This is a genomic window from Comamonas squillarum, assembly GCF_025309455.1.
Lineage (GTDB): Bacteria > Pseudomonadota > Gammaproteobacteria > Burkholderiales > Burkholderiaceae_C > Comamonas > Comamonas squillarum.
The window spans coordinates 2620474-2646104 of sequence record NZ_CP104377.1 but is presented as its reverse complement, the minus strand read 5'-3'; the positions used below and the strand labels follow the sequence as shown (position 1 = coordinate 2646104).

The following is a 25631-nucleotide window of genomic DNA, read 5'->3' as shown; positions in this document are numbered from 1 at the left end:
TCAAGTAAGGCCTGCCTGGGCATGGCACCTGCCAGCCATGGCCCATGGGGCTTGAACAAGGCGGCCAGATACCCTGGTCCGCCGCACTCGCACATCTTGCGGAAAGATATCTATGGTTCTCAATGATCGCACCCTGGGCGTGGCGGCGCTGCTGCTATCGGCCTTTCTGGCGTGGTTTGGACACGGGCTGGAGGCAGCATTTACCTACGAGCCGGTGGGTCCGCGCGCCTTTCCTTTGTTGCTGGCCACGGTGATTGGCTTGTGTGGCCTGCGCCTTGTCGTGAAAGGCGGCAACCCGGCTGCGCCCAACCCGCCCGGGGCCAACAGCCGCATTGCGCTGATGGTGGCGCTGGTGCTGGTGTACGCCGGGCTGTTCCAGTGGGCCGGCTTTGTGCTGGCCACGGCCGTGGTTGCCGCCTGCGTGGGCCGGCTCTTTGGTGGCAGCTGGCTGCAGTGCGGGATTGGCGGCACCAGCCTGAGCGTGCTGTTTTATGTTCTTTTTGACCGCTTGCTGGACGTGGTGCTGCCATTGGGCTGGCTGGAGGGGCTGCTATGAGCGCGATGCTGGATAACCTCTCCCTGGGTTTTGGTGTTGCCTTCTCGGGCACCAACTTGCTCGTGGCGCTGATTGGCTCGTTCTTTGGCACCATCGTCGGTGTGCTGCCGGGGCTGGGCCCGACGAACGGGGTCGCCATGCTGGTGCCGATCGCATTTGCGATGGGCTTGCCGCCCGATACCGCCTTGATCTTGCTGGCCGCTGTCTATGTCGGTGCGGAATATGGAGGCCGGATCACCTCGATCCTGATCAATGTGCCCGGCGAGGCAGCTGCGGTCATGACCACGCTGGATGGCTACCCGCTGGCGCGCCAGGGGTTGGGGAGCGTGGCGCTGTCCCTGTCGGCCTGGTCCTCCTTTGTCGGCTCCCTCATCGCCATTGTCGGTATCGCCGCGTTTGCGCCCTTTCTGGCGCAGTGGGCCTTGGCGTTTGGCCCGGCGGAATACTTTGTGCTGATGGTGTTTGCCTTCTGTGCGCTCACCAGCTTGTTGGGGGAGCAACCCATTAAAGGGGTTCTGGCGGCGGCCATCGGGCTGTCGATTGCGACAATCGGGGTGGATGCCAACTCCGGCGTTTACCGCTATACCTTCGATATCCCACACTTGGCCGATGGTCTGGATTTTGTCGTCGTTGTCATTGGCTTGTTTGCCGTCGCGGAAATGCTGCAAATGCTGGAGAACAAGCTCTCGGGCCAAAGCGTGGAAGTGCCGCCCAGCCAACGCAAGCTCTTCAATCTGCGCGAGCTGCGCTTAACCTCCGGCAGCACCATCCGTGGCAGCCTGCTCGGGTTTGTGATGGGCGTATTGCCAGGGGCGGGCGCCAGCGTGGCGTCGGCCGTGGCCTATGCCAACGAGAAGCGCTATATAGAAGACAAAGACCCGGATGCCAAATTTGGCCAGGGAGACTTGCGTGGCTTGGCCGCGCCTGAGGCGGCGAACAACAGTGCCGCTACCGGCTCGTTCATCCCCATGCTGACCTTGGGCATCCCTGGCTCGGGGACGACGGCCGTGATGATGGGCGCGCTCACGCTCTACAACATCACTCCCGGCCCGGTGCTGTTTGAGCAGCAACCCGCGCTGGTCTGGGGCTTGATCGCCTCGCTGCTGATTGCCAATGTGATGCTGCTGGTGATGAACATCCCGATGGTGCGGGTGTTTGCCTCGATGCTGTCCATCCCGGGCTGGCTGCTGGTGCCGGGTATCCTGGCCATCAGCTTTATCGGTGTCTATGCCATCAGTGCCACGACCTTTGACCTGATGGCGGTCGTCGCCATCGGCGTGATCGGCTACCTGCTGCGCAAACTCCAGGTGCCCATGGCGCCGATGGTGCTGGGCGTTGTGCTGGGCACGATGATGGAGCAAAACCTGCGGCGTGCGCTGTCCATCACCAATGGCGATGTCACCATCCTCTGGGCCAGCATGGTCTGCACCATCCTATGGGTGCTGGCAGCTGCCGTGGTGCTGGGGCCCATGGGTTACCGTTGGCTGGCCAAACGCAGGCGTGCGCAGGAAACGGCTCCATGATGCTGGTGCCGCTGGCCTAATGTTGAGGTCTCTGTCAGCAAAAAAGGCGAGCTGGGGACTCGCCTTTTTCTTGATGTTGGCGGGCCTATCAACCCCGGACCGCAAGCGCCTGCAGCAATTTGTCGTGGATACCACCAAAGCCGCCATTGCTCATGCAGACAATCACGTCTCCGGCCATGGCCGCCTGCAGCACCTGGGCGATCAGGCTGTCGATATTGCCTGCGGTCTGGGCGCGGGCACCCATGGGGGCCAGCGCCTGGGCGGCGTCCCAGTCCAGGCCGGCCGTGTGGCAAAAGGCCAGGTCGGCCGATTCCAGCGACCAGGGCAGCTGTGACTTCATCGTGCCCAGCTTCATCGTGTTGCTGCGCGGCTCAAACACTGCAAGGATGCGGGTTTGCGCGCCCACCTGCTGGCGCAGGCCATCCAGGGTAGTGCGGATGGCAGTGGGGTGGTGGGCAAAATCGTCGTAGACCTGGATGCCGGCAGCGGTGCCGCGCAATTCCATGCGGCGTTTGACGTTCTGAAAGCGCGACAAGGCTTGGGCCGCTTCTGCGGGCGCCACACCCACATGCTGGGCCGCAGCGATGGCAGCGAGCGCATTCATCTGGTTGTGCACGCCGCTCAGGCCCCATTGCACCTTGCCGGCGGGCGCATCTTTATAGAACACTTCAAAGTTCGACGGGTCGCCTTCGGCGCGCATGTCGTCGATGGCAGCGCCAAAGCGCACCACTTCGCTCCAGCAGCCTTGGTGCAGCACACGGGTCAGGCTCTCTTCAACACCATTGGCCACCACGCGGCCGCTGGCGGGCACGGTGCGCACCAGGTGGTGGAACTGGCGCTCAATCGCTGCCAGGTCATCAAAGATGTCGGCATGGTCGAACTCCAGGTTGTTCAGCACGGCGGTGCGGGGGCGGTAGTGCACAAACTTGCTGCGCTTGTCGAAAAAGGCGGTGTCGTATTCGTCGGCCTCGATCACAAACACGGGGCGCTGGTCGCCACCGCCGGGCCGGGTGGGCGCACCCAGGCGGGCAGAGACGCCAAAATCGAGTGGCACGCCACCGACCAGAAAGCCCGGCTGCAGGCCGGCGGCCTCCAGAATCCAGGTGAGCATCGAGGTCGTCGTGGTTTTGCCATGGGTGCCGGCCACGGCCAGCACATGGCGGCCCTGCAGCACATGCTCGGCCAGCCATTGGGGGCCGCTGGTGTAGGGAGCGCCGGTGTCGAGGATGGCCTCCATCAGCGGAAACTTGGGCGAGCCATCGTCCAGGCGCGCCCGGCTTACGACGTTGCCGACCACGTACATATCGGGCTGCAGCGCGAGCTGGTCGGCGCCAAAGCCTTCGATCAGCTCGATGCCCAGCGCGCGCAGTTGGTCGCTCATCGGCGGGTAGACGCCGCTGTCGCAGCCCGTCACCTTGTGCCCAGCCTCGCGTGCCAGTGCGGCCACGCCACCCATAAAGGTGCCACAGATACCCAGAATATGAATGTGCATGGACGTCGATTCTACGGCGCGTCCGGATATAAGCCGCGCTCTGGGCGGCTGTAATTGCAAGCAAGTGCCGCAGGGGCCATGCAAATCCGACACAATGGAATGCATGAAGACTGATGCAAGCTGGGAAATCGCCAACACCGCCGCACGCATGGTGGTGGAGGAAGGCCTGGAGTGGGGGCCGGCCAAGAAGCGCGCCGTCAAGCAGCTGGGGCTGCCGGGCCGCACCGCTCTGCCCGATAACGAGGTACTGGAAGCGGCGGTGCGCGAGTACCTGGAGCTGTTCTGCGCCGACACCCAGCCCGCCGAGTTGCGGGCATTGCGCGAGATGGCCGTGCTGTGGATGGAGCGCATGGAGGCTTTCCGGCCCTATCTGGTAGGTGCCGTCTGGAATGGTACGGCCACGCGCCTGTCTGATATATACATTCAGTTGTTCTGCGATGACTCCAAATCGGCTGAGATTGCGCTGATTGACCATGGCGTGCGCTATGAGGTATCGTCGATCAACGGTTTCCACGGTGAGACGGTGGATGCCTTGTCGATCAGCAGCTTTTGCAAACCGCTCAATGAGAGCATTGGTGTGCACTACCTGGTCTACGACCTGGATGACCTGCGCGGCGCCTTGAAGCCCGATGCCCAGGGCCGCACGCCGCGCGGCTCGCTGGAGGCGGTGCGCCGCCTGCTGACCCCACCCACGGAGTGATGCCCCATGCCGACACCTGAACGCGCACCTGTTGATGCAGCGCAAACCTTGCCACCGCAGGCCGCCGCCAGCCGCCGGCGCCTGCTGACCGGTGGCGTGGCGGCTGCCGCTTTGGCTGCCGGAGCGGGCTGGGCTTGGTGGCGCCACCGCTTGGCCGAGCCCAATGGCCCGGCGATGGACGGGCTGTGGAGCCAGGCCTTTGCTGCGCCTGGCGGGCAGACCGAAGTGCGCATGCAGGCCTTCCAGGGCAAGCCTTTGCTGCTGAATTTTTGGGCCACCTGGTGCCCGCCTTGTGTTGAAGAGCTGCCGATGCTCAACCAGTTCTACGAAGCGCAGCGCGCCAAGGGCTGGCAGGTGGTGGGTTTGGCGGTGGACCAGGATGCGGCGGTGCAGCGTTTTTTGCAGCGCACGCCGCTGGCCTTCCCTGTGGGGATTGCCGGCATGGGTGGCACGCAGCTGACGCGCGACCTGGGGAATTCCGCAGGCGGCCTACCGTTCACAGTGGTATTTGGTAGGCAAGGTGACGTTCAACATCGTAAAATGGGGCAACTTCTTGCATCTGACTTGCAAAATTGGGCAAGTCTATAAGGTGTGCAAGCCGGGACGGCAGTAGTGCCGTTGATCAAAAATCAAAGATATTGAGTCAAATAGGGCGAAATTGGAGTAAATTTGCGCCCTGTTTGATTTTTTAGCCGTTGGAGCTCCCATGGATTTACGCAAGCTGAAAACCCTGATCGATCTCGTGTCCGAATCGAATGTCTCGGAGTTGGAAATCACCGAAGCAGAAGGCAAGGTTCGCATTGTGAAGGGCGGCGGCGCTGTGGTGCAGCAAGTGATGGCGGCGCCCGTGTTGCCCGCTGCGGCCCCTGCAGCAGCCCCCGCTGCTGCCGCTGCGCCGGCAGAAGCTGCTCCCGCTGCGGCGCAAGGCCATACGGTCAAGTCACCGATGGTGGGCACGTTCTACCGCTCGTCCGCTCCCGGCGCCAAGGCCTTTGTTGAGGTCGGCAGCCAGGTCAAGGAAGGCGATACCGTGTGCATCATTGAAGCGATGAAGATCCTCAATGAGATCGAAGCCGACAAGTCCGGCACGATCAAGCAGATCCTGGGCGAAAACGGCCAGGCCGTGGAATTTGGTCAGCCGTTGTTCATCATTGAATAAGGCCTCGCCCATGTTCAAGAAAATTCTGGTTGCCAACCGCGGAGAGATCGCACTGCGTGTGCAGCGCGCTTGCCGCGAGCTGGGCATCAAGGCCGTGATGGTCTATTCCGAGGCGGACCGCGACGCCAAGTATGTGAAGCTGGCCGATGAGGCCGTCTGCATTGGCCCGGCGCCGTCGGCCCAAAGCTATCTGAACATGCCGGCCATCATCTCGGCGGCCGAAGTGACCGACGCCGAGGCCATCCACCCTGGCTACGGCTTTCTGTCCGAGAACGCCGACTTTGCCGAGCGTGTGGAAAAGAGCGGCTTCCAGTTCATTGGCCCGACGCCCGAGTCCATCCGCATCATGGGTGACAAGGTCTCGGCCAAGCAGGCGATGATCAAGGCTGGTGTGCCTTGCGTGCCTGGCTCTGATGGCGAATTGCCCGATGACCCCGCGCTGATCCGCCGCATTGCCAAGGCGATCGGCTACCCGGTGATCATCAAGGCCGCAGGCGGCGGCGGTGGCCGTGGCATGCGCGTGGTGCATACCGAGGCAGCGCTGGTCAATGCCGTGCAGATGACCAAGGCCGAAGCTGGTGCTGCGTTCGGCAATCCTGCGGTGTACATGGAAAAGTACCTGCAGAACCCGCGCCACATCGAAATCCAGGTGATGGCCGACAAGTTCAAGAACGCCGTCTACCTGGGCGAGCGCGATTGCTCCATGCAGCGCCGCCACCAGAAGGTGATTGAAGAGGCGCCAGCCCCTGGCATTCCACGCCGCCTGATTGAGAAGATCGGTGACCGCTGCGTGGCCGCCTGCAAGAAGATCGGCTACCGCGGTGCGGGTACCTTCGAGTTTCTGTACGAAAACGGCGAGTTCTACTTCATCGAGATGAACACCCGTGTGCAGGTCGAGCACCCGGTGACCGAATGGATCACTGGCGTGGATATCGTCGGCACCCAGATCATGGTGGCCGCTGGCGAGAAACTGCCGTTCACGCAGCGCCAGATCAACGCGCAGATGCGCGGTCATGCGATCGAATGCCGGATCAACGCCGAAGATGCCTACAAGTTCACGCCATCGCCTGGCCGGGTCACCACCTGGCACATGCCTGGCGGTCCGGGTGTGCGCGTCGATTCGCATGTGTACGCCAACTACTTTGTGCCACCGAACTACGACTCGATGATCGGCAAGCTGATCGTCTATGGCGACACCCGTGAGCAGGCCATCGCCCGCATGCGCACTGCGCTGCTGGAGACGGCGGTCGAAGGGATTTCGACCAATATCCCGCTGCATTCGGAGCTGATGGTCGATGCCAAGTTCAATGCCGGCGGCACCAATATCCACTATCTGGAAGAGTGGCTGGCTGCGCGCAAGCGTTGATGCGCCCCCTTTCATCGTGATAGATGCTGGCATTTCCAAGGGAATGCCAGCTTTTTGCATTAAGGAAACCCTGTCATGTACGAACTGTGCCTGATGTGCCCGGAAGACCGGGTCGAGAGCGTGAGCGAAGCGCTGGATGCGCTGGATGCGCTCAGCGTCTCGGTCGAAGATGCCGATGCCCAGACCGATGCCGAGCAGGCACTGTTTGGCGAGCCCGGCATGCCGCCGCCCAAGGATGGCTGGCAGCGCAGCCGCATCGTGGCGCTGTTCCCGCAGCGCGCTGCGGCCGAAGAGGCGCAGAGCTTGCTGCAGCTGCAGGATTTCTTTGCCGGCTGCAGCCTGCTGGGCATCCGTGAGGTGGCCGAGCAGGACTGGGTGCGCCTGACCCAATCGCAGTTCGCCCCGGTGGATATCACGCCGGAATTCTGGATTGTGCCCACCTGGCATGAGCTGCCAGCGGCCGCGACCCGCAGCATCCGCCTGGACCCGGGCCTGGCCTTTGGCACCGGCACCCACCCCACCACCCGCATGTGTCTGCGCTGGATTGCGCAGCGCGGCGCGCAAGGCCAGGATCTGGGCCGTGTGCTGGACTACGGCTGCGGCTCCGGCATTTTGGCCATTGGCGCCGCCAAGTTTGGTGCGGTGGACATTGATGCGGTGGACATTGACACCGCTGCCGTGGAATCGACCGAATACAACGCCCAGGCCAACCATGTGCAGCTGCGCGCCGGCTTGCCTGATGCAGCGCAAGGCGAGTACCAGACGGTGCTGGCCAATATCCTGGCTACGCCGCTGAAGGTGCTGGCCCCCTTGCTCTGCGCCCATGTGGCCCAGGGTGGCCACCTGGTGCTGGCCGGTATCCTGGAGCGCCAGACCGATGAGCTGAAAGCCGCTTACGCCCCTTATCTGCAGCTGGACGTGGCCGATACCGAAGACGGCTGGGTGCTGATGACAGCACGGCGCGCAGCAGATTCCGCCACGGGGACAGGCCGCTGAACTTCTGACCCTACAATCCACTGCGATGAGCCAGATAACGCGTTGCCCCCAGTGCCAGACCCGCTTCAAGGTGGTGGATGACCAATTGCGCATCTCCGATGGCTGGGTGCGCTGTGGCAAGTGCAAGGCGGTGTTTGATGCGCTGACACACCTGGCGGCCAGTGCACCGGCGGCAGCGCCCGCAGGCACGCAGGCGCCGGCTGAGCATCCCGCTGTCGCCACGCAGGCCCCGGTGGTGGCTCCATCGCAGGTGGCCTCGCCTGCTGTCCCTACGCCCAGCCCAGAGCCGGCGCAGGCGGGGGCTGCAGTGCTGCGGACGGAGAACTCGCTGCAGGTGAACCCCAACGCCCAGGTGCCCGAGCTGTCGGTGCTGGTGTTTCCGCGCCGCGCCAATGCGAGCGGGGATTCGGGCTATGTGGATTCGTCCTGGATGCAGGCCTATGAGGAAGAGGCCCAGGCGCAGACCCCTGTCGCGCCACCCGCAGGCCAGGACCGCAGCGGTCTGGAGAGCGAATGGCAGCCGATGGCGGACCAGCGCCCGGAATCGCTGCGCAGCAGCCGGGTGGACTTTTCGGCCACTGACGACCTGGCGGAACTGCAAGCCCGCGAGGGCCGTCTGCTGGAGGCCATTGCCGAGCGCCAAAAGCCCGTACCAGCGCCTGTGCCGCCAGAGCCAGCGCAGCCCGCGCTGCTGGATGAGGCCGCACCGCTGGTCGTGGAGGATGTGGTGGCAGCTGCCGCTGCCCCTGCTGCAAAAGAGCTGCAGGTCCAGGAGCCGGCTTCACCTCCGCCGTATTTGAGGCAGAGCAGCGCCCATGATCTGTCCGCCCCCGGCCCGGCGGCGCGGCAAGAGGATGGGCTGCTGCTGGCGCCCGAGATGGCTGGCAGAACCCTGGATGCCGGCAAGCGGGAGCCCTCGCTGGCTGCACCGACCAACTATGTGGCGCAGATGGATGAGGCCGTTGCGGCGGCCGATGCAGCCGCTTCTGCCGGCATGGATGCCGTGGCCGAGCCAGGTTTTGTGCGCGCCGCCAAGCGCAAGGCCTTCTGGCGCAAGCCCTGGGTCGTCGTGCTGTCGCTGTTGCTCAGCCTGCTGCTGTTGGCGGCCTTGCTGCTGCAGATCGCGCTGACCCAGCGTGACCGCCTGGCCCTGGCCCAACCCCAATGGCGCCCGGCATTGCAAGCCGCTTGCCGCCTCGCGGGCTGCGAGATTGCGCCGCCTAGGCAACTGCAGGCCGTGTCTATCGACAGCACCAGCTTCAACGCCGTGGGGCCGCGCCAGTTCCGGCTGCGCGTGGTCTTGCGCAATGGTGCCGACAATCCGGTGGCGGTCCCTGCGCTGGAGCTGAGCCTCAATGACGCGGCAGAAAAACTGGTGCTGCGCCGTGTGCTGACTCCGCAGGAGCTGCAGGCGCCTGCCGCGCTGGACGCGCATGGCGAGTGGACGGCAGAGATGGTCATCCAGGTGGCAGAGGCGGCAGGTGATGTCGTGGGCTACCGCGTGCTGGCGTTCTACCCTTGAATTTTTGATAACAGAAAGAATAGCTTCATGGCTTCGCTGATCTGCGGCTCGCTCGCATTTGACAACATCATGACATTTTCGGGCCGCTTTGCCGACCAGATCATGCCCGATCAGATCCATATCCTGAACGTGTCCTTTCTCGTGCCGACCTTGCGCCGCGATTTTGGCGGCTGCGCCGGCAATATTGCCTATGCGCTGCACCTGCTGGGCGGCCAGGCGCTGCCAATGGCCGTGGTGGGCCATGATGGCGACGGCTATGTCGCGCATTTCAAGCAGCTGGGTATCGATACGCGCTTTATCAAAAAGCTCGACGACCACTACACCGCCCAGTGCATGATCACCACCGACATGGACAACAACCAGATCACCGCCTTCCACCCCGGTGCGATGATGCAGGCCCATGAAAACACCATCACCAAGGACTGCGGCGCGGCCATTGGCATCGTCGCGCCCGATGGGCGTGACGCCATGCTGCAGCACGCCGAGCAGCTGCATGCCGCTGGCATTCCCTTTGTGTTTGACCCTGGCCAGGGCCTGCCGATGTTCGATGGCAATGACCTGCGCCATTTCATCAGCCTGGCCACGTGGGTGACGGTGAACGACTACGAAGGCAAGATGCTGAGCGAGCGCACCGGCCTGTCGTTTGCCGAGATCTCTACCCAGGTGCAGGGCCTGATGGTGACCTTGGGTGCCGAAGGCTGCGATCTGTGGGAAAACGGCGAGCGCATGCATGTGCCTGGCATCCAGGCCACGGCCGTGGTCGACCCGACCGGCTGCGGCGATGCCTGGCGCGGTGGTCTGCTCTGGGGCCTGGAGCAGGGCCGCCCGCTGCGCACCTGTGTGGAACTGGGCAACCGCATGGGCGCCTTGAAGATCGCAGCACGCGGCCCGCAAAACTACCAGCTGGATTTTGACCCCGCAGCGGTCTGAGGCGGTGGCTCGGCCTCTCCGGGCCTCCGGGCGGGCCTTGGCTTCATCTCATCCTGGCGGGGTCTGAATGGTGCACGGCGCTAGCCGCTGTGATGCATCACCCTTTGGCAAAGGCCTCCAGCGCCTCGCCGGTCATCCGGTAGCGAATCCATTCGCTCTGCGGCTTGGCGCCCAGGCTGTCATAGAACTGGATCGATGGCGTGTTCCAGTCCAGCACGCTCCACTCGAAGCGCCCGCAGTCCTTGTCCACGGCAATGCGCGCCAGATGGCGCAGCAAGGCCTTGCCCGCGCCGCTGCCACGGTGGCTGGGGTCGACGTACAGGTCTTCCAGGTAGAGGCCATTGCGCCCCTGCCAGGTGGAGTAGTTGAAAAAATACACGGCAAAGCCAATGGCCTGGCCCTCCTGCTCGCAGATAAGGCCATGCGCCGTGGCACCCTCGCTGAACATGGTCTTGTGCACATGGGCGGGGGTCGCGAGCACCTCGTGCTCGGCATTTTCATAGACGGCCAGATCGCGCACAAAGCGCAGGATGGTGTCGGTGTCGTCGATGGTGGCGGGGCGGATGTGGAGCGCTGTCGTCATGGATCAATGGCCAGGGGGTTAGCCTGGTGAGTCTGTGTATGCAGGCCGCACTGTGGGCGGCCTACATGGTTGGCTGTTGGGGGAGGAAGGCTGCACCAGCGTTGCGTTGACGTTGCCCATCAATGTGAGGCTGCCACCAGTTTTTGCAGAATCTGGAAATGGTCCTCAAAAAACTCGGCCTCGCGGGCGCGTATCGCATCGATGCTGAGCCAAAAGGCCTCGGCTGCATCATCGTCGGCACGCACCGCAGGCTTGGGGCTGCGCTGCAGGTCGAAATAGTGCACATGGGTGATGGTGCGGCCACGCTGGCTGCGGTCGGGGTGGTCGAACACGGTCACCGATTGCAGGCTGGCCTGCAGTTGCGCTTCGTCCAGCGCGCAATGCGTCTCTTCCTGCAGCTCACGCAGGCAGGATTGCCACAGGCTGTCGCGCGGCTCGACAAAGCCGCCGGGCAGGGCCAGCAAGCCCTTGCCCGGTGCATGGCCACGGCGGATCAGCAGCACCTCGTTGCCGCAGCGCAGCAGCGCATCGACGGTGACAAAGATGGGCGGGTAGGGCGCTGCCGCCCAGGAGGCATGGTAGCGGCGCAGCATCTGCCATTCGGTGTGCAGCGCGGCGTATTCTGCGCTGGTGCGGAACTGCTGCAGAAACTGCAGCGAGCTGGCTGGAAGCATATCGGCCAAGGCGGCGAGGCTTGCTGCAGAGCCATCGCCTTGCGTGCCAAAGTAGGCGTCGCGGATGGGGGTGGCGTCGATGCTGTTCTGGCGCGGCAGGCTCACCAGCTCCCAGCCGGGGAAGTGGGCCAGGTAGCTGCTGCTCTCGTCCTTGAAATGGCCCACCAGGCCAATGCGGGCGCCCGGCGTGCTGTGGCTGGTGACGGCCTCGCGCACGGCGGTCACCCAGCGCGGCTCGTCGTAGTAATCGCGGATGGGCACAAACACCAGGCGCGCCGCATCGGCGGGGCTGAGCGCTGCAGCAAACATCTGCGCGCGCTCTTGCCAGGTGAAGGGGTTCTTGGGGCTGCGGGCCTGCAGTGCGGATCCCAATACCACCACCACCTTGCTGGCGCGGGCAAGCGCCTGCTGCAAGAGGGCCAGATGGCCCAGATGCGGCGGCTGGAAGCGGCCAATCAGTACGGCCAGGTCATAGTGCTCGGTAGCTGCGGTCATGTCTCGGTGTCTTGGTGCCTGCTGGGGTGCTGGCTTGGGATTATGCGCTGTGGATGTGCCGACTCGCCGCCCTTTGTCTTTATCGATCCTCTGCAAGACCCTCGTCCAAAGGAAAGGGCGCGGATCGCCCGGGCCCGCGACCAGGCCACGGCAGGGCGTTTGACAGAGGGGTGTTAAGGGTAGTAGGCCGCAATCGGCATTTGCCGGCCGGTGCCAAAAGCGCGTGGGCGCAGGCGCAGGATGGGCGGTGCCTGGCGGCGCTTGTACTCGCTGCGGTGGACCATGCGCTGCACCTTGGCGAGGGTCTGGCGCCCGGCCTCGGTCTGCACAAAGCGATCAACAAAGAGGCGCGCGGCGTCATACTCCAGGCTCGACAGGCGCTGGCCTTCGATGAGGATCTTGAGGATCTCGTCGAGCACGGCATAGGGCGGCAGGCTGTCCTCGTCCTTCTGGTCGGGGGCCAGTTCGGCCGACGGCGGCTTGTCAATGATGGCCTGGGGGATCAGCTCGCGCCCGGCGCTGGCGTTGATATGGCGCGCGAGCGCGAACACCTCCGTCTTGTACAGGTCGCCGATCAGGCCCAGGCCGCCGTTGGTGTCGCCATACAAGGTGCAGTAGCCCACCGAGATCTCGGACTTGTTGCCCGTGGTCAGCAGCAGGTGGCCAAAAGCATTGCTGTACTCCATCAGAATGGAGCCGCGAATGCGGGCCTGGACATTCTCCAGCGGCAGGCCTTGCAAGGGCGCGCCAAAGCTGGCCTCGAACTGCTGGGCATAGCCCTGCACCAGGTCGGCAATCGGGTGGGTGTGCAGCGCAATGCCCAGGTTACGGCCCAGCGCCACCGAGTCATCCACCGAGCCGCTGGAGGAGTAGCGCGAGGGCATGGTGATGCCGACCACGTTCTCGGGGCCGAGCGCCTCGGCCGCCAGCGCCAGGGTCAGCGCCGAATCGATGCCGCCGGAGCTGCCGACCACCACCTGGCGAAAGCCGCAGCGGCGCGCATAGTCGCGCAGGCCCAGAATGGTCTGCTGGCGGTAGAACTCCATCGTCGGCAGGCCTTCAGCCGGAGGGGGGGCGGGCCGTGTGCCATCGGGCAGGCAGAAGTCGCCGTTGTCAAAGCCCAGGGTGCAGACGGTTTGCACAAAGCGCGGTGCTTCCCAGACGATGCCGCGCTCGGGCTGCACCGCAAACGATGCGCCGTCGAACACGATCTGGTCCTGGCCCCCGATCTGGTTGACATACAGGATCGGCAGGCCATGGCGGCGCGCGGCATGGCTGAAGATCTGGTGGCGCTCTTCACGCTTGCCCAGGTGGCTGGGGCTGGCATTGATGCTGACGACCACATCGGGGGCGGCATCGGCCATGCGCTCGAAGGGGTTGGTGGCGTAGTCGGCGCCGCTGTCGTTCCAGCCGTCCTCGCAGATCAGAAAGCCGACCTGCATCTGGCCGATGCGCAGCACCTTGGCTACGTCGCGGCCGGGCTCAAAGTGGCGGCGCTCATCAAAGATGTTGTAGGTGGGCAGCAGCTGCTTGTCGTACTGCAGGCGGATGGCGCCGTTGTGCAGCACCAGCAGGCTGTTGTGCAGGTGCTTGCCGGGCCCGGCGGCGCGGGTGGGGGCGCCCAGCACCCAGTGCAGATCGGGCAGTTGCTGGCTCTCTTGCAACAGCCGCGCAATACCGGCATCGACGCGGGCCAGAAAATCGGGCTCGTCAAGCAGGTCGCCCGGGTAGTAGGCGGTCAGCGACAACTCGGCAAAGACAACCAGCTGCGCGCCGTCGGCCTGCGCCTGGCGGGCGGCGGCCAGCATCTGGTCGATGTTGCCATCCATGTCGCCCACGGTGGGGTTGAGCTGGGCCAGGGTGATCTTGAGCATTGCGGCTCCTTACTGCGTCACATGAAAGACTTGCTTGAGGTAGGCCAGGTAGGTCTCGTCGTCGCACAGGGTCTTGCCTGGGCTGTCGCTGAGCTTGGCCACTGGCTGGCCATTGGCGTGGGTGAGCTTCATCACGATGTTGAGCTGCTTGAGGCCCATGTCGTTGGCCAGCTGGGTGCCAATGCCAAAGCCGCACTGGATACGATCGGCAAAGTGCTGGTAGAGCGCCAGCGCGCTGTCCAGGGTCAGGCCATCGGAGAACACCAGGCGCTTGGCATGCGCATTGATACGCAGCTTGGCATAGTGGGCCAGTGCCTTTTCGCCCCATTCGTAGGGGTCGCCCGAGTCATGGCGCAAGCCGTCGAACAGCTTGGCAAAGTACATGTCGAAATCGGCGAGGAAGGCGTCCATGCCGACGGTGTCGGTCAGCGCAATGCCCAGGTCGCCCCGGTATTCCTGCACCCAGTCTTCCAGCGCGGCGATCTGAAAATCACGCAGGCGCACGCCGTGGGCCTGGTAGCTTTGCAGGTACTCATGGGCCATGGTACCAATGGGCACCAGGTTCAGGTCGCGCGCCAGCAGCACGTTGGAGGTGCCCTTGAACCACTGCGCGGTCTGCGTGGCAAAGGCCTGAACCACCTCGCGCTGCCAGGGGGCGGAAAAGCGCCGGCGCACGCCAAAATCAAACAGCTCAAAGGGGTGGCGGTGCTTGGCCTCTTGTGCCAGCTCCTGCAGACGCACTATTTTTGCCCCCAGGCGCTTTCGCCCCTCGGCCAGCGCGCTGGCCTGCTCAAAGCGGCGGAAGTACAGCTCGTTGACGATGGACAGCACAAAGATCTCAAAGCCCATCACATGCACCTGGGGGCCATGGGCAACGATATGCAGGCCGTCACCATCGGGCTCGACCTCGATGAAATCACGCTGGAACTGGAAGATGCGCAGAAAGTCGATGAAATCGCTTTTCATGAAGCGCAGGCTGGCCAGGTAGTCGAGCTCGTCCTTCTTGAATTTCAGCGCGCACAGCGCGTCGATCTCGGCGCGCACTTCGGCCAGCAGATCTACCAGCGGAAACTCGGTCTGCGAGCGGCAGACAAAGCGGTAGGTGGACTGGGTTTGCGGGTGGCGATGGAGCATGGCCTGCCACATCGTGAATTTGTACAAATCGGTGTCGAGCAGGCTGGTGATAATGGGCTGCATACCGCGTCTTTCTCTGTCAAAAATACGATCCATCAGCGCTTGTCCCTCAAGCACCAATGGCCAAACGGCTTATAAGCTGAAAGCCGTGCTGGTGCAGCAGCGTACACCGAGGGCGCGCATCTGCTGCAAAAAGGTGTCTTGTGCCGCTTCAAAGCCGGCCACAGGGCTCATGCAGTCGGTCAGCAGGACAATGCGCGAGAAATCCTCCGCGCCCCACAGCGGCGCCATATGCTGCACGATGTGCTCGGTGGTGGCGCGCACGCAGTGGCTGCCCGCTTCCCCGGCGATCACCAAAGTATCGGCCTGCGCCAGCTGCTGCAGCAAGGCGGTGTTCAACTGGGTTTCCGGGTCTTGCGCATCGGGTACCTCGGCGCAGATGGCGCTGTAGTGCTCGGTCAACGGATTCATGCCCTTGAACACATGGCGCACCGCGCGCTGGCGCTGGCTTTGCCATTGGCGGCAGGCGGTCAGGATGTCGGCATGCACGCCATGGCCAATGCTGCCGATTTCGCAGTGCAGCGGCCAGACCATCAAGGTGTAGCGGCCCTGGGCTTCCAGCGCATTGAGGTAGGCGAGGGTACGGGCCAGCTCGTCCGGGTTGCGAGGCCTGAAACTGCCTTCGCGCAGCTGCGCAGCGGTGATGGCGGTAAAAGGCTGCACCGGGCTGCCATCGCCTTGCTGCCAGAAGGCGGGGTGGGCAATGTCGTAGGCCTGGTGGGAGTCGAGCGTGACGGTGATTCCATCGAGCTGCGAGGCATGCTGCAGCAGCCACTGCGCCAGGCGTCGCATGTCCGCATGGGCGCCCGCCACCGGCAGGCTGGGGGCATAAGGCGCGGGGCTTGCCGCGTTGCTGGGGAGCCAGGCTGGCGGCAGGTCGCAAAAGTCATTTTGCGGGTCGATGATGAGCAGCTGTGTGCGTTGGCGCATGTCTTTCTCCTTCGATGTGAGGCAGTCTACGCTTGTTAAAATATTTTTGCAACTAACTAATGAAGAGGGCTTGCAGGAAATCTTTTGCATGAAGCCTATGTTTTTATTGATTCTGGGTAGCTGCAGCGGCATACTGCCCTTCATGAAAAGGACTTGGTACAGAAATGATGCAAAGTGAAACCGCCTCCATCCAGGTGCTGACCACGGTGGACGTGGTGGTGCTGACCTTGGTGGACGGGGTGCTGAGCGTCGTGCTGGTGCAGCGCGAGCGCGCGCCGTTTGCCGGGGTATGGGCTTTGCCGGGCGGCTACATCCATGCGCAAGAAGACGCCGACGCCCATGCCAGTGCCGCCCGCGTACTGCGCAGCAAGGCGGGGATTGAAGACGCGTACCTGGAGCAGCTGGCCACTTTTAGCGGGCCGGCGCGTGACCCACGCGGCTGGTCGGTCGCCATCAGCTATTGCGCGCTGATCCCGCAGCAAAAGCTCCCCACGCCAAGGCAGGGGCTGAAGATGGTGCCGGTCGCTGCCACCGGCCAGCTGCCGTTTGACCATGGGCAGATCCTGCAGGCAGCGCTGGCGCGGGTGCGCAGCAAGAGCCAGTACTCCTCGCTGCCGGTGCATTTCTTTGGCGAGAGCTTTACCCTGCCGCAGCTGCAGCAGGTCTATGAAAGCATTCTGGGCGAGCCGCTGAACAAGGTGAGCTTTCGCCGCAAGATGGACGAGCTGGGCATGCTCGAGCCCGTGCCGGGCCAAATGCAGGCCGGAGGCGCGCATCGGCCGGCGCAACTGCACCGGGTGCGGCCGGAGTTCAGGCTGCAGCTGGCGCTGAGTGCGCGGGGGCTGTGAATGCGTTGGCTGGACTGACGAGCACCCATGAAAAAATCCGCTGGATCACTCCGAGCGGATTTCTTGCGAAGACTGACCTGAATTACTTCAGACCGGCAGCAGCACGAAGCAGCGCAGCCTTGTCGGTTTTTTGGCTTCGGCCGGGTCTGGCGGCCCTTCACATCGCAAGCGATGTGAGCCTGCGCCGAAGAACCGACAAACTCGCTGCGCTCGGGGCCTTACAGGCCCGCAGCAGCGCGCAGCACTGCTGGCTGTCAGCGGTCTTTGGCTTCGGCCGGGCCTGGCGGCCCTTCACATCGCGAGCGATGTGAGCCTGCGCCGAAGAACCGACGAACTCGCTGCGCTCGGGGCCTTACAGGCCCGCAGCAGCGCGCAGCACTGCTGGCTGTCAGCGGTCTTTGGCTTCGGCCGGGCCTGGCGGCCCTTCACATCGCAAGCGATGTGAGCCTTTGCCGAAGAACCGACAAACTCGCTGTGCTCGGGGCCTTACAGGCCCGCAGCAGCGCGCAGCACTGCTGCCTTGTCGGTTCTTTCCCAAGTAAACTCCGGCTCCTCACGGCCAAAGTGGCCATACGCCGCCGTCTTGCTGTAGATCGGGCGCAGCAGATCCAGCATTTGGATGATGCCCTTGGGGCGCAGGTCAAAGTGCGCGGCCACCAGCTTGGCGATGTCGGCATCGGGGATCACGCCGGTGCCTTCGGTGTAGACGGTGATGTTCATCGGGCGGGCCACGCCGATCGCATAGGCCACCTGCACCTGGCACTGGCGCGCCAGACCGGCAGCGACCACGTTCTTGGCGACGTAGCGGGCAGCGTAGGCGGCAGAGCGGTCCACCTTGGTTGGATCCTTGCCGGAGAACGCACCGCCGCCGTGGGGGCAGGCACCGCCGTAGGTGTCCACAATGATCTTGCGACCGGTCAGGCCACAGTCGCCCTGCGGGCCACCGACGACGAAGCGGCCCGTGGGGTTGATCAGGTACTTGGTGTCCTGCAGCCATTCCGACGGCAGCACGGGCTTGATGATCTCTTCGATGATGGCTTCGGTGAAGCTGGCCTTCATCTTGGTGGCGGTTTCCGACTGGTCGGGGCTGTGCTGGGTGGACAGCACTACGGTGTCGATGCTGTGGGGCTTGCCGTCCACATAGCGCATGGTGACCTGGCTCTTGGCGTCAGGGCGCAGGAAAGGCAGGCGGCCATCCTTGCGCAGCTGGGCCTGGCGCTCGACCAGGCGGTGGGCGTAGTAGATCGGCGCGGGCATCAGCTCGGGCGTTTCGTCGCATGCATAGCCAAACATCAGGCCCTGGTCGCCAGCGCCGGTGTTCAGCTCGTCATCGCTGGCCTTGTCCACGCCCTGGGCGATGTCCTGGCTTTGCTTGTCATAGGCCACCAGCACCGCGCAGCCCTTGTAGTCGATGCCGTAGTCGGTGTTGTCGTAGCCGATGCGCTTGATGGTGTCGCGGGCCACCTGGATGTAGTCCACGTTGGCGCCGGTGGTGATCTCGCCTGCCAATACCACCAAGCCGGTGTTGGTCAGTGTCTCTGCCGCCACGCGGCTGTGTGGATCTTGGGTGAAAATAGCGTCCAAAATCGCATCAGAGATCTGGTCGGCTACTTTATCGGGATGGCCTTCGGACACTGATTCCGAGGTAAACAGAAAATCGCTGTTTGCCATAAACAAAAAACTCCTTCAAAGCTTGGGCAATTGCGTTGCCCGAGCCTTGAAGGAGCCTGGCGAACGCTTTAGCAGTTTGTTTTTAACGTCGCCCTGCAAGTTGCTCTTTAACTCAGCGACCGACACATTCTAATGCCTTTCTTGTTTCGACTATTTGCTGCGCTGCCGTTGTGGCTATTGCATGGCCTGGGCGCTGGCCTGGGCTGGCTCACTTTCGTGGCCTCGCCCACCTACCGCCGGCGCTTTCTGGCCAATGCCCAACAGGCGGGTTACCGCTTTGCCGATGTGAAAAAGGCCGTAGCCCATGCCGGCCGCATGGTAGCTGAGGTGCCACGCCTGTGGTTTGGCGCGCCGCTGCCCTGCGATATCCATGGGGCTGATGTCATCGAGCAGGCGTTGGCCGATGGCCGGGGCATTGTGTTTTTGACCCCGCACATGGGCTGCTTTGAGCTGTCAGCCCAGTACATGGCGCGGCGCTGGGGTGTGGTGCACGGCCCCATCACGGTGCTGTACCGCCCGGCTCGCCAGGCCTGGCTGGCCAAGCTGATGGAGACGGCGCGCGCGCGCCCCGGTCTGGCCTCGGCACCAACGACGATGGCGGGGGTGCGGCAGATGATCAAGGCCCTGCGCCAAGGCCATAGCGTGGGGCTGCTGCCCGACCAGGTGCCACCCGACGGCCAGGGCATGTGGGTGCCGTTTTTTGGCAAGCCCGCCTACTCGATGACCTTGGCCGCCAAGTTGGCCCAGCAGACCGGCGCGGCTGTTATATTGGCGCGCTGTGTGCGCCGGCCCCTGGGCCGGGGCTTTGATCTGTATGTGCGCGGCCTGCAGACCCCGCTGGCCCAGGAGGCCGAGGCCGCCGTGCTGCAGATCAACCAGGAAATGGAGCGCTTGATCCGCGACAGTCCCGAGCAGTACCTCTGGGGCTATGCGCGCTACAAGCAGCCGCGCAGCCTCGCTGCCGCTCCCTCGGAAGGTCAAAAGCATGGGTAAGTTGTTTATCGGGTGGATGTGGCTGATGTCGCACCTGCCTTTGTCGGTCTTGCGCGGTCTGGGCTGGTTGATGGGTCGGGTGCTGTTCTATCTGGTGCCATCGCGCCGCCGCATTGCGCTGCGCAATCTGGAGCTGTGCTTTCCCGAAGCCAGCGCTGAGCAGCGTCGGGCATGGGCCAAGCAGAGTTTTGTGGTGTTCTGCCAAACCTGGCTGGACCGCAGCTGGCTGTGGTTTGCACCACAAAAAACGCTGGAGAAACGCACCCGCATGACGGGGGCGCTCGAAGAGCTGGAAGGCGATACGCCGACCATCATCTTTGCGCCGCATTTCTACAGCATGGATGCCGGGGGCACGGCGCTCACCATCTACTGCAGCCGGCCCTTCACGTCGATCTTTTCGACCCAGCCCAATGCCGATGTCGATGCCTGGATCCGCAAGGGCCGCCAGCGCTTTGGCGATGTGCGCATGCTCAACCGCGACGACGGCATCAAGCCCATCATTGCCAGCCTGCGCAAGGACCATGGGCTGTTGTACCTGTTGCCGGACATGGACTTTGGCCCGAGCGACTCGCTGTTTGTGCCATATTTTGGCCAGGTGGCAGCGACCATTCCGTCGCTGTCGCGCTTTGCGCGGCTGGGCAAGGCCAAGGTGATCGGCATGTATACGCGGCTGACGCCGGAGGGTTACGAAGTCACCATCTCTCCGGCCTGGCAGGATTTTCCCACTGACGATGTAGTGGCTGATACCACGCGCCAGAATCGTGAGTTGGAAGCCCGAATCCGCACCATGGTGCCCCAGTACTACTGGGTGCACAAGCGCTTCAAGACCCGGCCCGAAGGCGAGCCTTCGCTCTATTCATAAATAACTAAGCATAAACAACAAACGCCCTTTCGGGCCTTTGTTGTTAAGCGCCTTGGCTGGCGTTCGTGCAGTTTATTGCTCGTCTGCAGGGGCGTCTGGCACTGCAGGCGCGGCCTCCGGGCTGACCAGTCCTTCCGGGTGCGACCACTGCCACAGCAGCTGAGCGACCTTGTCCACATTCTGCTTCTTTAACGCGCTGAACAGCATCACCTCTCCGCCGCCGGCATTGAGTTTGGTGATGGACAGGATCTTGGCCTGCTCGACGCGGGTCAACTTGTCGGCCTTGGTGAGCAAAATCAAGAACTTGAGACCTTGCTCCACGCGGGGGCGGATGATGTCGAGCAGGGCTTCGTCCAGCTCGGTCAGGCCCAGGCGCGGGTCGCAGAGCAGCACAATACCTGTCAGGCTGGGGCGGCTGACGAGGTAGTTCACCATGACTTGCTGCCAGCGCTTCTTGTCTTCACGCGAGACGGCGGCATAGCCGTAACCGGGCAGGTCGGCCAGCACGGCATCGGTCACGCCCTTCTTGCCCAGCGAAAACAGGTTGATGTGCTGGGTGCGGCCGGGCTTTTTCGAGGCAAAGGCCAGCTGGTTCTGCTGGGTGAGCGTATTGATCGATGTGGACTTGCCCGCATTGGAGCGGCCCACAAAGGCGAACTCGGGCACATCGACGACAGGCAATTGGTGCAACTGCGCAGCGGTGGTGAAAAAGCGGGCGGTGTGCATCCAGCCCAAAGCCGCCTTGCCATCAATGCCTGGGCTTGGCGTGTCTGCAACGGCTTGGGGGGTACTAGGTGTTGTCGTCATGTGCGTTCGAGTCTATCTAAGGCATCATTGTAGAATCTGGCCGCTTTGGCCTTATACCCATAAACCAGACAAAGACCCACGATATGAAGTTGATCGCCCCTTTGCTGACAACGGCTGTACTGGCTTTTTCTTCCGTTTCTGTGTATTCGGCGTCCGAGACGCCCAACCGGTCGCCCAAGCCGGACCTGGCCAAGGGGGAGGCGAGCTACACCGCCGTCTGCGTCGCCTGCCACAATGCCGATGGCAATGCCTCCATCGCCATCAACCCCAAACTCTCGCAGCAGCATCCTGAGTACCTGCTCAAGCAGCTGCAGGAGTTCAAATCCGGCAAGCGCAAGGACCCGGTGATGCAGGGCATGGTTGCCGGCCTGTCGGATGCGGACATGCTCAATATCTCGGCCTGGCTGGCCAGCAAACCGGGCAAGCTGGGTTTTGCCAAGGACAAGGACGCCGTCGCGCTGGGCGAGCGCATCTACCGCGGCGGCCTGCCCGACCGCCAGATTGCCGCCTGCGCGGGCTGCCACAGCCCCAATGGTGCGGGCATTCCGGCCCAGTACCCGCGCCTGTCTGGCCAGAACGCTGACTACGTCAGCAAGACCTTGCATGATTTCCGCGATGGCAAGCGTGGCAACAGCCTGCAGATGACCGGCGTCACCGCCAAGATGAACGACAAGGAAATCAAGGCGGTGTCGGACTATATTGCGGGCCTGCGCTAGGCGGGTGGCTGGGGCGTTTGCGCTCCACCGTTACGGGCAATGCCCCCGCGCCAATACATGGAGCGTGTTGCTGGGCATTTCGCGGGCCCCCGGGCTATCCCTAGGGTTGCAGACTAAACTTGGCGTTCTGCGAACTTGTACTCTGGTGGCGACTCCATGGGGTGCGGACTGGCAGCGCAGCAGCGGTCCTGCTCCTGCTTTTCACCGATAGCGTCGTACCATGTCTGAATCTTCTCCCCCGCCAACGCAGCTGCAGCCTCAGTTGGGCACCCGTGCCGTCTATGAGATGCTGTCGTCGATGCGCTTTGCCATTGCGCTGCTGTCCATCATCTGCATTGCCTCGGTCATCGGCACGGTACTGCGCCAGCATGAGCCGGCCGTCAACTACGTCAACCAGTTTGGCCCTTTCTGGGCGCAGCTGTTTCTGTCACTCAAGCTCAATGCGGTCTACAGCGCCTGGTGGTTCCTGCTGATCCTGGCGTTTTTGGTGACCAGCACCAGCCTGTGCATTGCCAAGCATGCGCCCAAGTACCTGGCCGATTTGCGCCAGTACAAAGAGAACTTGCGCGTGCAAAGCCTGCAGGCCTTCCACCACCAGGCCAGTGCCCATTTGGCAGAAACCCCGGCCCAGGCCGCGCAGCGGGTGGGCGCGCAGCTGGCCGGCAGCGGCTGGAAGGTGCGCTTGCAAGAGCGCAGCGATGGCTGGATGGTGGCGGCCAAGGCCGGTGCCGCCCACAAAATCGGCTATCTGGCAGCGCACAGCGCCATTGTGCTGATCTGCCTGGGCGGGCTGCTCGATGGCGATCTGATTGTGCGCGCGCAAATGCTGCTGGGCGGCAAGACCACCTTCAGCGGCGGCGGCATGATTTCCGATGTGCCCGAGCAGCACCGGTTATCCGCCAGCAACCCGACCTTCCGTGGCAACCTGATCGTGGCCGAGGGCGCGCAGTCGGGCACGGCCATCCTCAACCAGTCAGACGGCATCCTGCTGCAGGACTTGCCGTTTTCGGTGGAGCTGAAGAAATTCATCGTCGAGTACTACTCCACCGGCATGCCCCGGCTGTTTGCCAGCGAGGTGGTGTTGCATGACAAGAAAACCGGCGCTGCGGTGGAAAAGCGCATCGAGGTGAACCATCCCGCGAGCTACCAGGGCATCGAGATCTACCAATCGAGCTTTGAAGACGGCGGATCGCGCCTGCAGCTGCGCGCCGTGCCGCTGGTGCCGGGCATGAAGAGCTTTGAGGTGCAGGGCGAAGTGGGTGCCTCCACGAAGATCAAGCTGGGCGAAGGCCAGCCGCCGCTGGAGATGGAATTCACCGGCCTGCGCACCATCAATGTGGAGAACATGGGCGCCAACCCGGGCGATGGGGCGCCAGGCGGCACCGATGTGCGCAAGGTGGATTTGAGATCCAGCCTGGACAACCACCTGGGCGCCGGCAACAAGGTGACCACGCCGCGCGATCTGCGCAACGTAGGCCCCAGCGTCAGCTATAAGCTGCGCGACGCCTCGGGCCAGGCGCGCGAGTTCAACAACTACATGCTGCCCGTCGACATGGGTGATGGCCAGCCCGTCTACCTCTGGGGCGTGCGCGAGACCCTGGCCGACCAGTTCCGCTACCTGCGCATTCCGGCGGACGACCAATCCAGCTACCGGGGCTTTTTGCGTTTGAAGGCAGCGCTGCAGACGCCAGCGATGCGCGAGCGGGCCGTACAGCAGTATGTGGCAGGCGCCGTGGAGGCAAGCCGCCCGGCGCTGCGCGAGCAACTCTATGCCTCGGCCCTCAAGGCGCTGGTGATTTTTGCCGGCGATGGCCAGACGGGCGCGAGCAGCGTCACCGGTTTGCAGGCGATTTCGGCCTTCATGGAGCAGAATGTGCCCGAAGGTGAACGCGCCAAGGCGGGTGAAGTGCTGGTGCGCATTCTGAATGGTGTGCTGTTTGAGCTGATGCAGGTGGCGCGGGCCGACGAGGGCCTGGCACCTCTGGAGCCCAATGAGCAGACGCAGCGCTTCATGACCCAGTCGGTGCTGTCGCTCAGCGATGCGCTGCTGTACCCCGAGCCCCTGGTGTTTGAGCTGACCCAGTTTGACCAGGTGCAGGCCAGCGTCTTCCAGGTGGCCAAGGCCCCTGGCAAGCTGGTCGTGTACCTGGGCTGCCTGTTCCTGATTCTGGGGGTGTTTGCGATGCTCTATGTGCGTGACCGGCGCCTGTGGGTCTGGCTGGCGCCGCGCGCCGATGGCAGTGCCGATGCGCGCATGGCCTTGTCCACCAACCGCCGCACCCTGGATGTGGACCGTGATTTTGAGGGCCTGAGTCAAAAGCTTCTGGGTACCAGCCCCAGCGGAGAACAACGATGAATACTGCTTCCACCAACCTGCCGCCTGCCCAGGCGGGCACCGTGGTCCAAACGGTGCAACTCAACCCCGGCTATTTCAGCAGCCGCTCGGTCTGGGACTGGCTGTTTGCATTGGCACTGGCCGTTGGCGGCGGTTTTGCCCTGTTTTTGTATGGCCACCATATGGATGGCTATGAAAAAGGCATTCTGATCGCCTCGGTGCCGTTTTTTATCTGGCTGGGCTGGTTCTGGCGGCCACTGCAGCTGTTGATGGTGGCGGTAGCCGCGCTGTCGCTGCTGGCCATTGGCCTTTACCGGGTCGATGGCGCAGGCCAGATTGCCCGCTCGGAGACGGTGTTTGGCCTCAAGTACTTCCTCTCCAGCCAGTCGGCCATCCTGTGGATGAGCGTGCTGTTCTTCATGAGCACGGTGTTCTACTGGATCGGTCTGCTCTCCAAGGGCGAGGGATCGGCGCTGACGGCCGTCGGCAGCCGCCTGACCTGGCTGGCCATTGTGATGGCCCTGGTGGGCACGATGGCGCGCTGGTATGAGAGCTACCTGATGGGGCCGGACATTGGCCATATCCCCGTCAGCAACCTGTATGAAGTGTTTGTGCTGTTCGCCTGGATGACGGCGCTTTTCTACCTCTACTTTGAAGCGCACTACCAGACCCGGGCGTTGGGCGGCTTTGTGATGCTGGTGGTCAGCGCCTCGGTGGGCTTTTTGCTGTGGTACACCGTCGCGCGCCAGGCCCATGAGATCCAACCGCTGGTGCCTGCGCTGCAAAGCTGGTGGATGAAGCTGCATGTGCCGGCCAATTTTGTCGGCTACGGCACCTTTGCGCTGGCGGCCATGGTGGCGCTGGCCTACCTGCTCAAGGCCGCCACGCAGCGCGCGCTGTGGATCGGCCTGGTGCTTGTGCCGATGCTGGTGCTGGTGCTGCCGCTGGTGGCTTTCCGCATCTGGGGCGATGAGAGCCTCTACCCGTCGCTCGACAAGACCTTGCGCATGGCCTTGCCGCTGGAGCTGTTCTTCGGGCTGATGATCGTGCTGCGCAGCTGGATCAACCGGGGCACGCCGCGCCTGCAGATCATGGATGACCTGATGTACAAGGCCATCGCCGTGGGCTTTGCGTTCTTCACCATTGCCACCGTGCTGGGCGCGCTCTGGGCGGCCGAGGCCTGGGGCGGCTACTGGAGCTGGGACCCCAAGGAGACCTGGGCGCTGATCGTCTGGCTCAACTATGCCGCCTGGCTGCACATGCGCCTGGTCAAGGGCCTGCGCGGTGCCATCTCGGCCTGGTGGGCACTGGTGGGGCTGGTGGTGACCACCTTCGCGTTCCTGGGCGTGAACATGTTCCTTTCGGGCTTGCACAGCTACGGCACGCTGTAAGCTGCCCCACACGG

The 25631-nt window shown here is 63.5% G+C and carries 23 protein-coding genes; 15 read left to right on the top strand and 8 right to left on the bottom strand.

The annotated features are described in order from the left end of the window. Window positions 1–112: 112 nt before the first annotated feature. Both N4T19_RS12265 and N4T19_RS12260 read left to right on the top strand, forming a co-directional pair. Window positions 113–556: a tripartite tricarboxylate transporter TctB family protein gene (locus N4T19_RS12265; RefSeq protein WP_260718197.1), complete on the top strand. Its 444-nt coding sequence runs from the start codon at window positions 113–115 to the stop codon at window positions 554–556. Continuing rightward, a complete protein-coding gene (locus N4T19_RS12260; protein WP_260718196.1) occupies window positions 553–2079 on the top strand; it encodes a tripartite tricarboxylate transporter permease in 1527 nt (508 codons plus the stop codon). Before N4T19_RS12265 ends, N4T19_RS12260 begins: the two co-directional genes overlap by 4 nt. A gap of 88 nt (window positions 2080–2167) precedes the next feature. Here the strand turns inward: N4T19_RS12260 and mpl are convergent, their stop codons facing one another. Then, window positions 2168–3571 carry a UDP-N-acetylmuramate:L-alanyl-gamma-D-glutamyl-meso-diaminopimelate ligase gene (gene mpl / locus N4T19_RS12255; protein ID WP_182343549.1) on the bottom strand — a complete coding sequence of 468 codons (1404 nt, stop codon included), beginning with the start codon at window positions 3569–3571 and terminating at the stop codon, window positions 2168–2170. 103 nt (window positions 3572–3674) lie between these two features. Here mpl and N4T19_RS12250 point away from each other — a divergent pair, with 103 nt between their 5' ends. The 7 genes from N4T19_RS12250 to N4T19_RS12220 all read left to right on the top strand — a co-directional run bounded on the left by N4T19_RS12250 (window position 3675) and on the right by N4T19_RS12220 (window position 10244). Then, window positions 3675–4271, top strand: coding sequence for a hypothetical protein (locus N4T19_RS12250; protein WP_116926476.1), 597 nt, complete (start codon window positions 3675–3677; stop codon window positions 4269–4271). A gap of 6 nt (window positions 4272–4277) precedes the next feature. Further along, entirely contained in the window at window positions 4278–4859 is a 582-nt protein-coding gene (locus N4T19_RS12245; RefSeq protein ID WP_116926475.1) for a TlpA disulfide reductase family protein, read from the top strand. 118 nt (window positions 4860–4977) lie between these two features. After that, on the top strand, window positions 4978–5430 hold the full coding sequence (gene accB, locus N4T19_RS12240; RefSeq protein WP_021026146.1) for an acetyl-CoA carboxylase biotin carboxyl carrier protein: 453 nt from the start codon (window positions 4978–4980) through the stop codon (window positions 5428–5430). A 10-nt stretch (window positions 5431–5440) separates the two neighbouring features. Next, entirely contained in the window at window positions 5441–6796 is a 1356-nt protein-coding gene (gene accC, locus N4T19_RS12235) for an acetyl-CoA carboxylase biotin carboxylase subunit (protein WP_021026145.1), read from the top strand. Window positions 6797–6871: 75 nt separating this feature from the next. Then, on the top strand, window positions 6872–7792 hold the full coding sequence (gene prmA, locus N4T19_RS12230) for a 50S ribosomal protein L11 methyltransferase (protein WP_021026144.1): 921 nt from the start codon (window positions 6872–6874) through the stop codon (window positions 7790–7792). A 25-nt stretch (window positions 7793–7817) separates the two neighbouring features. Beyond that, complete coding sequence (locus tag N4T19_RS12225; RefSeq protein WP_232539436.1) at window positions 7818–9314, top strand: zinc-ribbon and DUF3426 domain-containing protein; 1497 nt, start codon at window positions 7818–7820, stop codon at window positions 9312–9314. Window positions 9315–9341: 27 nt separating this feature from the next. Continuing rightward, window positions 9342–10244, top strand: a complete 903-nt coding sequence (locus N4T19_RS12220; protein ID WP_182343545.1) for a carbohydrate kinase family protein — start codon at window positions 9342–9344, stop codon at window positions 10242–10244. 97 nt (window positions 10245–10341) lie between these two features. Here N4T19_RS12220 and N4T19_RS12215 read toward each other — a convergent pair whose 3' ends face one another. From N4T19_RS12215 to N4T19_RS12195, 5 genes are all read right to left on the bottom strand, one after another. Further along, on the bottom strand, window positions 10342–10827 hold the full coding sequence (locus N4T19_RS12215) for a GNAT family N-acetyltransferase (RefSeq protein WP_182343543.1): 486 nt from the start codon (window positions 10825–10827) through the stop codon (window positions 10342–10344). 119 nt (window positions 10828–10946) lie between these two features. Next, window positions 10947–11996, bottom strand: a complete 1050-nt coding sequence (locus tag N4T19_RS12210) for a bifunctional nicotinamide-nucleotide adenylyltransferase/Nudix hydroxylase (protein ID WP_260718195.1) — start codon at window positions 11994–11996, stop codon at window positions 10947–10949. Window positions 11997–12169: 173 nt separating this feature from the next. Beyond that, window positions 12170–13870: an NAD+ synthase gene (locus N4T19_RS12205; RefSeq protein ID WP_260718194.1), complete on the bottom strand. Its 1701-nt coding sequence runs from the start codon at window positions 13868–13870 to the stop codon at window positions 12170–12172. A gap of 9 nt (window positions 13871–13879) precedes the next feature. Then, window positions 13880–15067, bottom strand: coding sequence for a nicotinate phosphoribosyltransferase (pncB, locus tag N4T19_RS12200; RefSeq protein WP_021026135.1), 1188 nt, complete (start codon window positions 15065–15067; stop codon window positions 13880–13882). A gap of 69 nt (window positions 15068–15136) precedes the next feature. Beyond that, window positions 15137–15994, bottom strand: coding sequence for a cysteine hydrolase family protein (locus N4T19_RS12195; protein ID WP_182343537.1), 858 nt, complete (start codon window positions 15992–15994; stop codon window positions 15137–15139). Window positions 15995–16161: 167 nt separating this feature from the next. Between N4T19_RS12195 and N4T19_RS12190 the strand changes: the two genes are divergently transcribed. Continuing rightward, complete coding sequence (locus N4T19_RS12190; protein ID WP_232539435.1) at window positions 16162–16842, top strand: NUDIX hydrolase; 681 nt, start codon at window positions 16162–16164, stop codon at window positions 16840–16842. Window positions 16843–17328: 486 nt separating this feature from the next. Here N4T19_RS12190 and metK read toward each other — a convergent pair whose 3' ends face one another. Then, a complete protein-coding gene (gene metK, locus N4T19_RS12185; protein WP_021026133.1) occupies window positions 17329–18513 on the bottom strand; it encodes a methionine adenosyltransferase in 1185 nt (394 codons plus the stop codon). 132 nt (window positions 18514–18645) lie between these two features. Between metK and N4T19_RS12180 the strand changes: the two genes are divergently transcribed. Next, a complete protein-coding gene (locus N4T19_RS12180; RefSeq protein ID WP_182343534.1) occupies window positions 18646–19506 on the top strand; it encodes a lysophospholipid acyltransferase family protein in 861 nt (286 codons plus the stop codon). After that, a complete protein-coding gene (locus N4T19_RS12175) occupies window positions 19499–20368 on the top strand; it encodes a lysophospholipid acyltransferase family protein (RefSeq protein ID WP_116926465.1) in 870 nt (289 codons plus the stop codon). Before N4T19_RS12180 ends, N4T19_RS12175 begins: the two co-directional genes overlap by 8 nt. A 72-nt stretch (window positions 20369–20440) precedes the next feature. Here N4T19_RS12175 and yihA read toward each other — a convergent pair whose 3' ends face one another. Further along, the gene (gene yihA, locus N4T19_RS12170; RefSeq protein WP_260718193.1) at window positions 20441–21175 is read right to left on the bottom strand and encodes a ribosome biogenesis GTP-binding protein YihA/YsxC; all 735 of its coding nucleotides are present in this window, start codon (window positions 21173–21175) and stop codon (window positions 20441–20443) included. Window positions 21176–21258: 83 nt separating this feature from the next. On the opposite strand from yihA, the gene N4T19_RS12165 reads away from it, so the two are divergent. The 3 genes from N4T19_RS12165 (at window position 21259) to ccsB (ending at window position 25617) form a co-directional block, all read left to right on the top strand. Next, a complete protein-coding gene (locus N4T19_RS12165; RefSeq protein ID WP_116926463.1) occupies window positions 21259–21891 on the top strand; it encodes a c-type cytochrome in 633 nt (210 codons plus the stop codon). 220 nt (window positions 21892–22111) lie between these two features. Then, window positions 22112–24247, top strand: coding sequence for a cytochrome c biogenesis protein ResB (locus tag N4T19_RS12160; RefSeq protein WP_260718192.1), 2136 nt, complete (start codon window positions 22112–22114; stop codon window positions 24245–24247). Further along, window positions 24244–25617, top strand: a complete 1374-nt coding sequence (gene ccsB, locus N4T19_RS12155; RefSeq protein ID WP_116926462.1) for a c-type cytochrome biogenesis protein CcsB — start codon at window positions 24244–24246, stop codon at window positions 25615–25617. Before N4T19_RS12160 ends, ccsB begins: the two co-directional genes overlap by 4 nt. The last annotated feature ends 14 nt before the right edge of the window (window positions 25618–25631 follow it).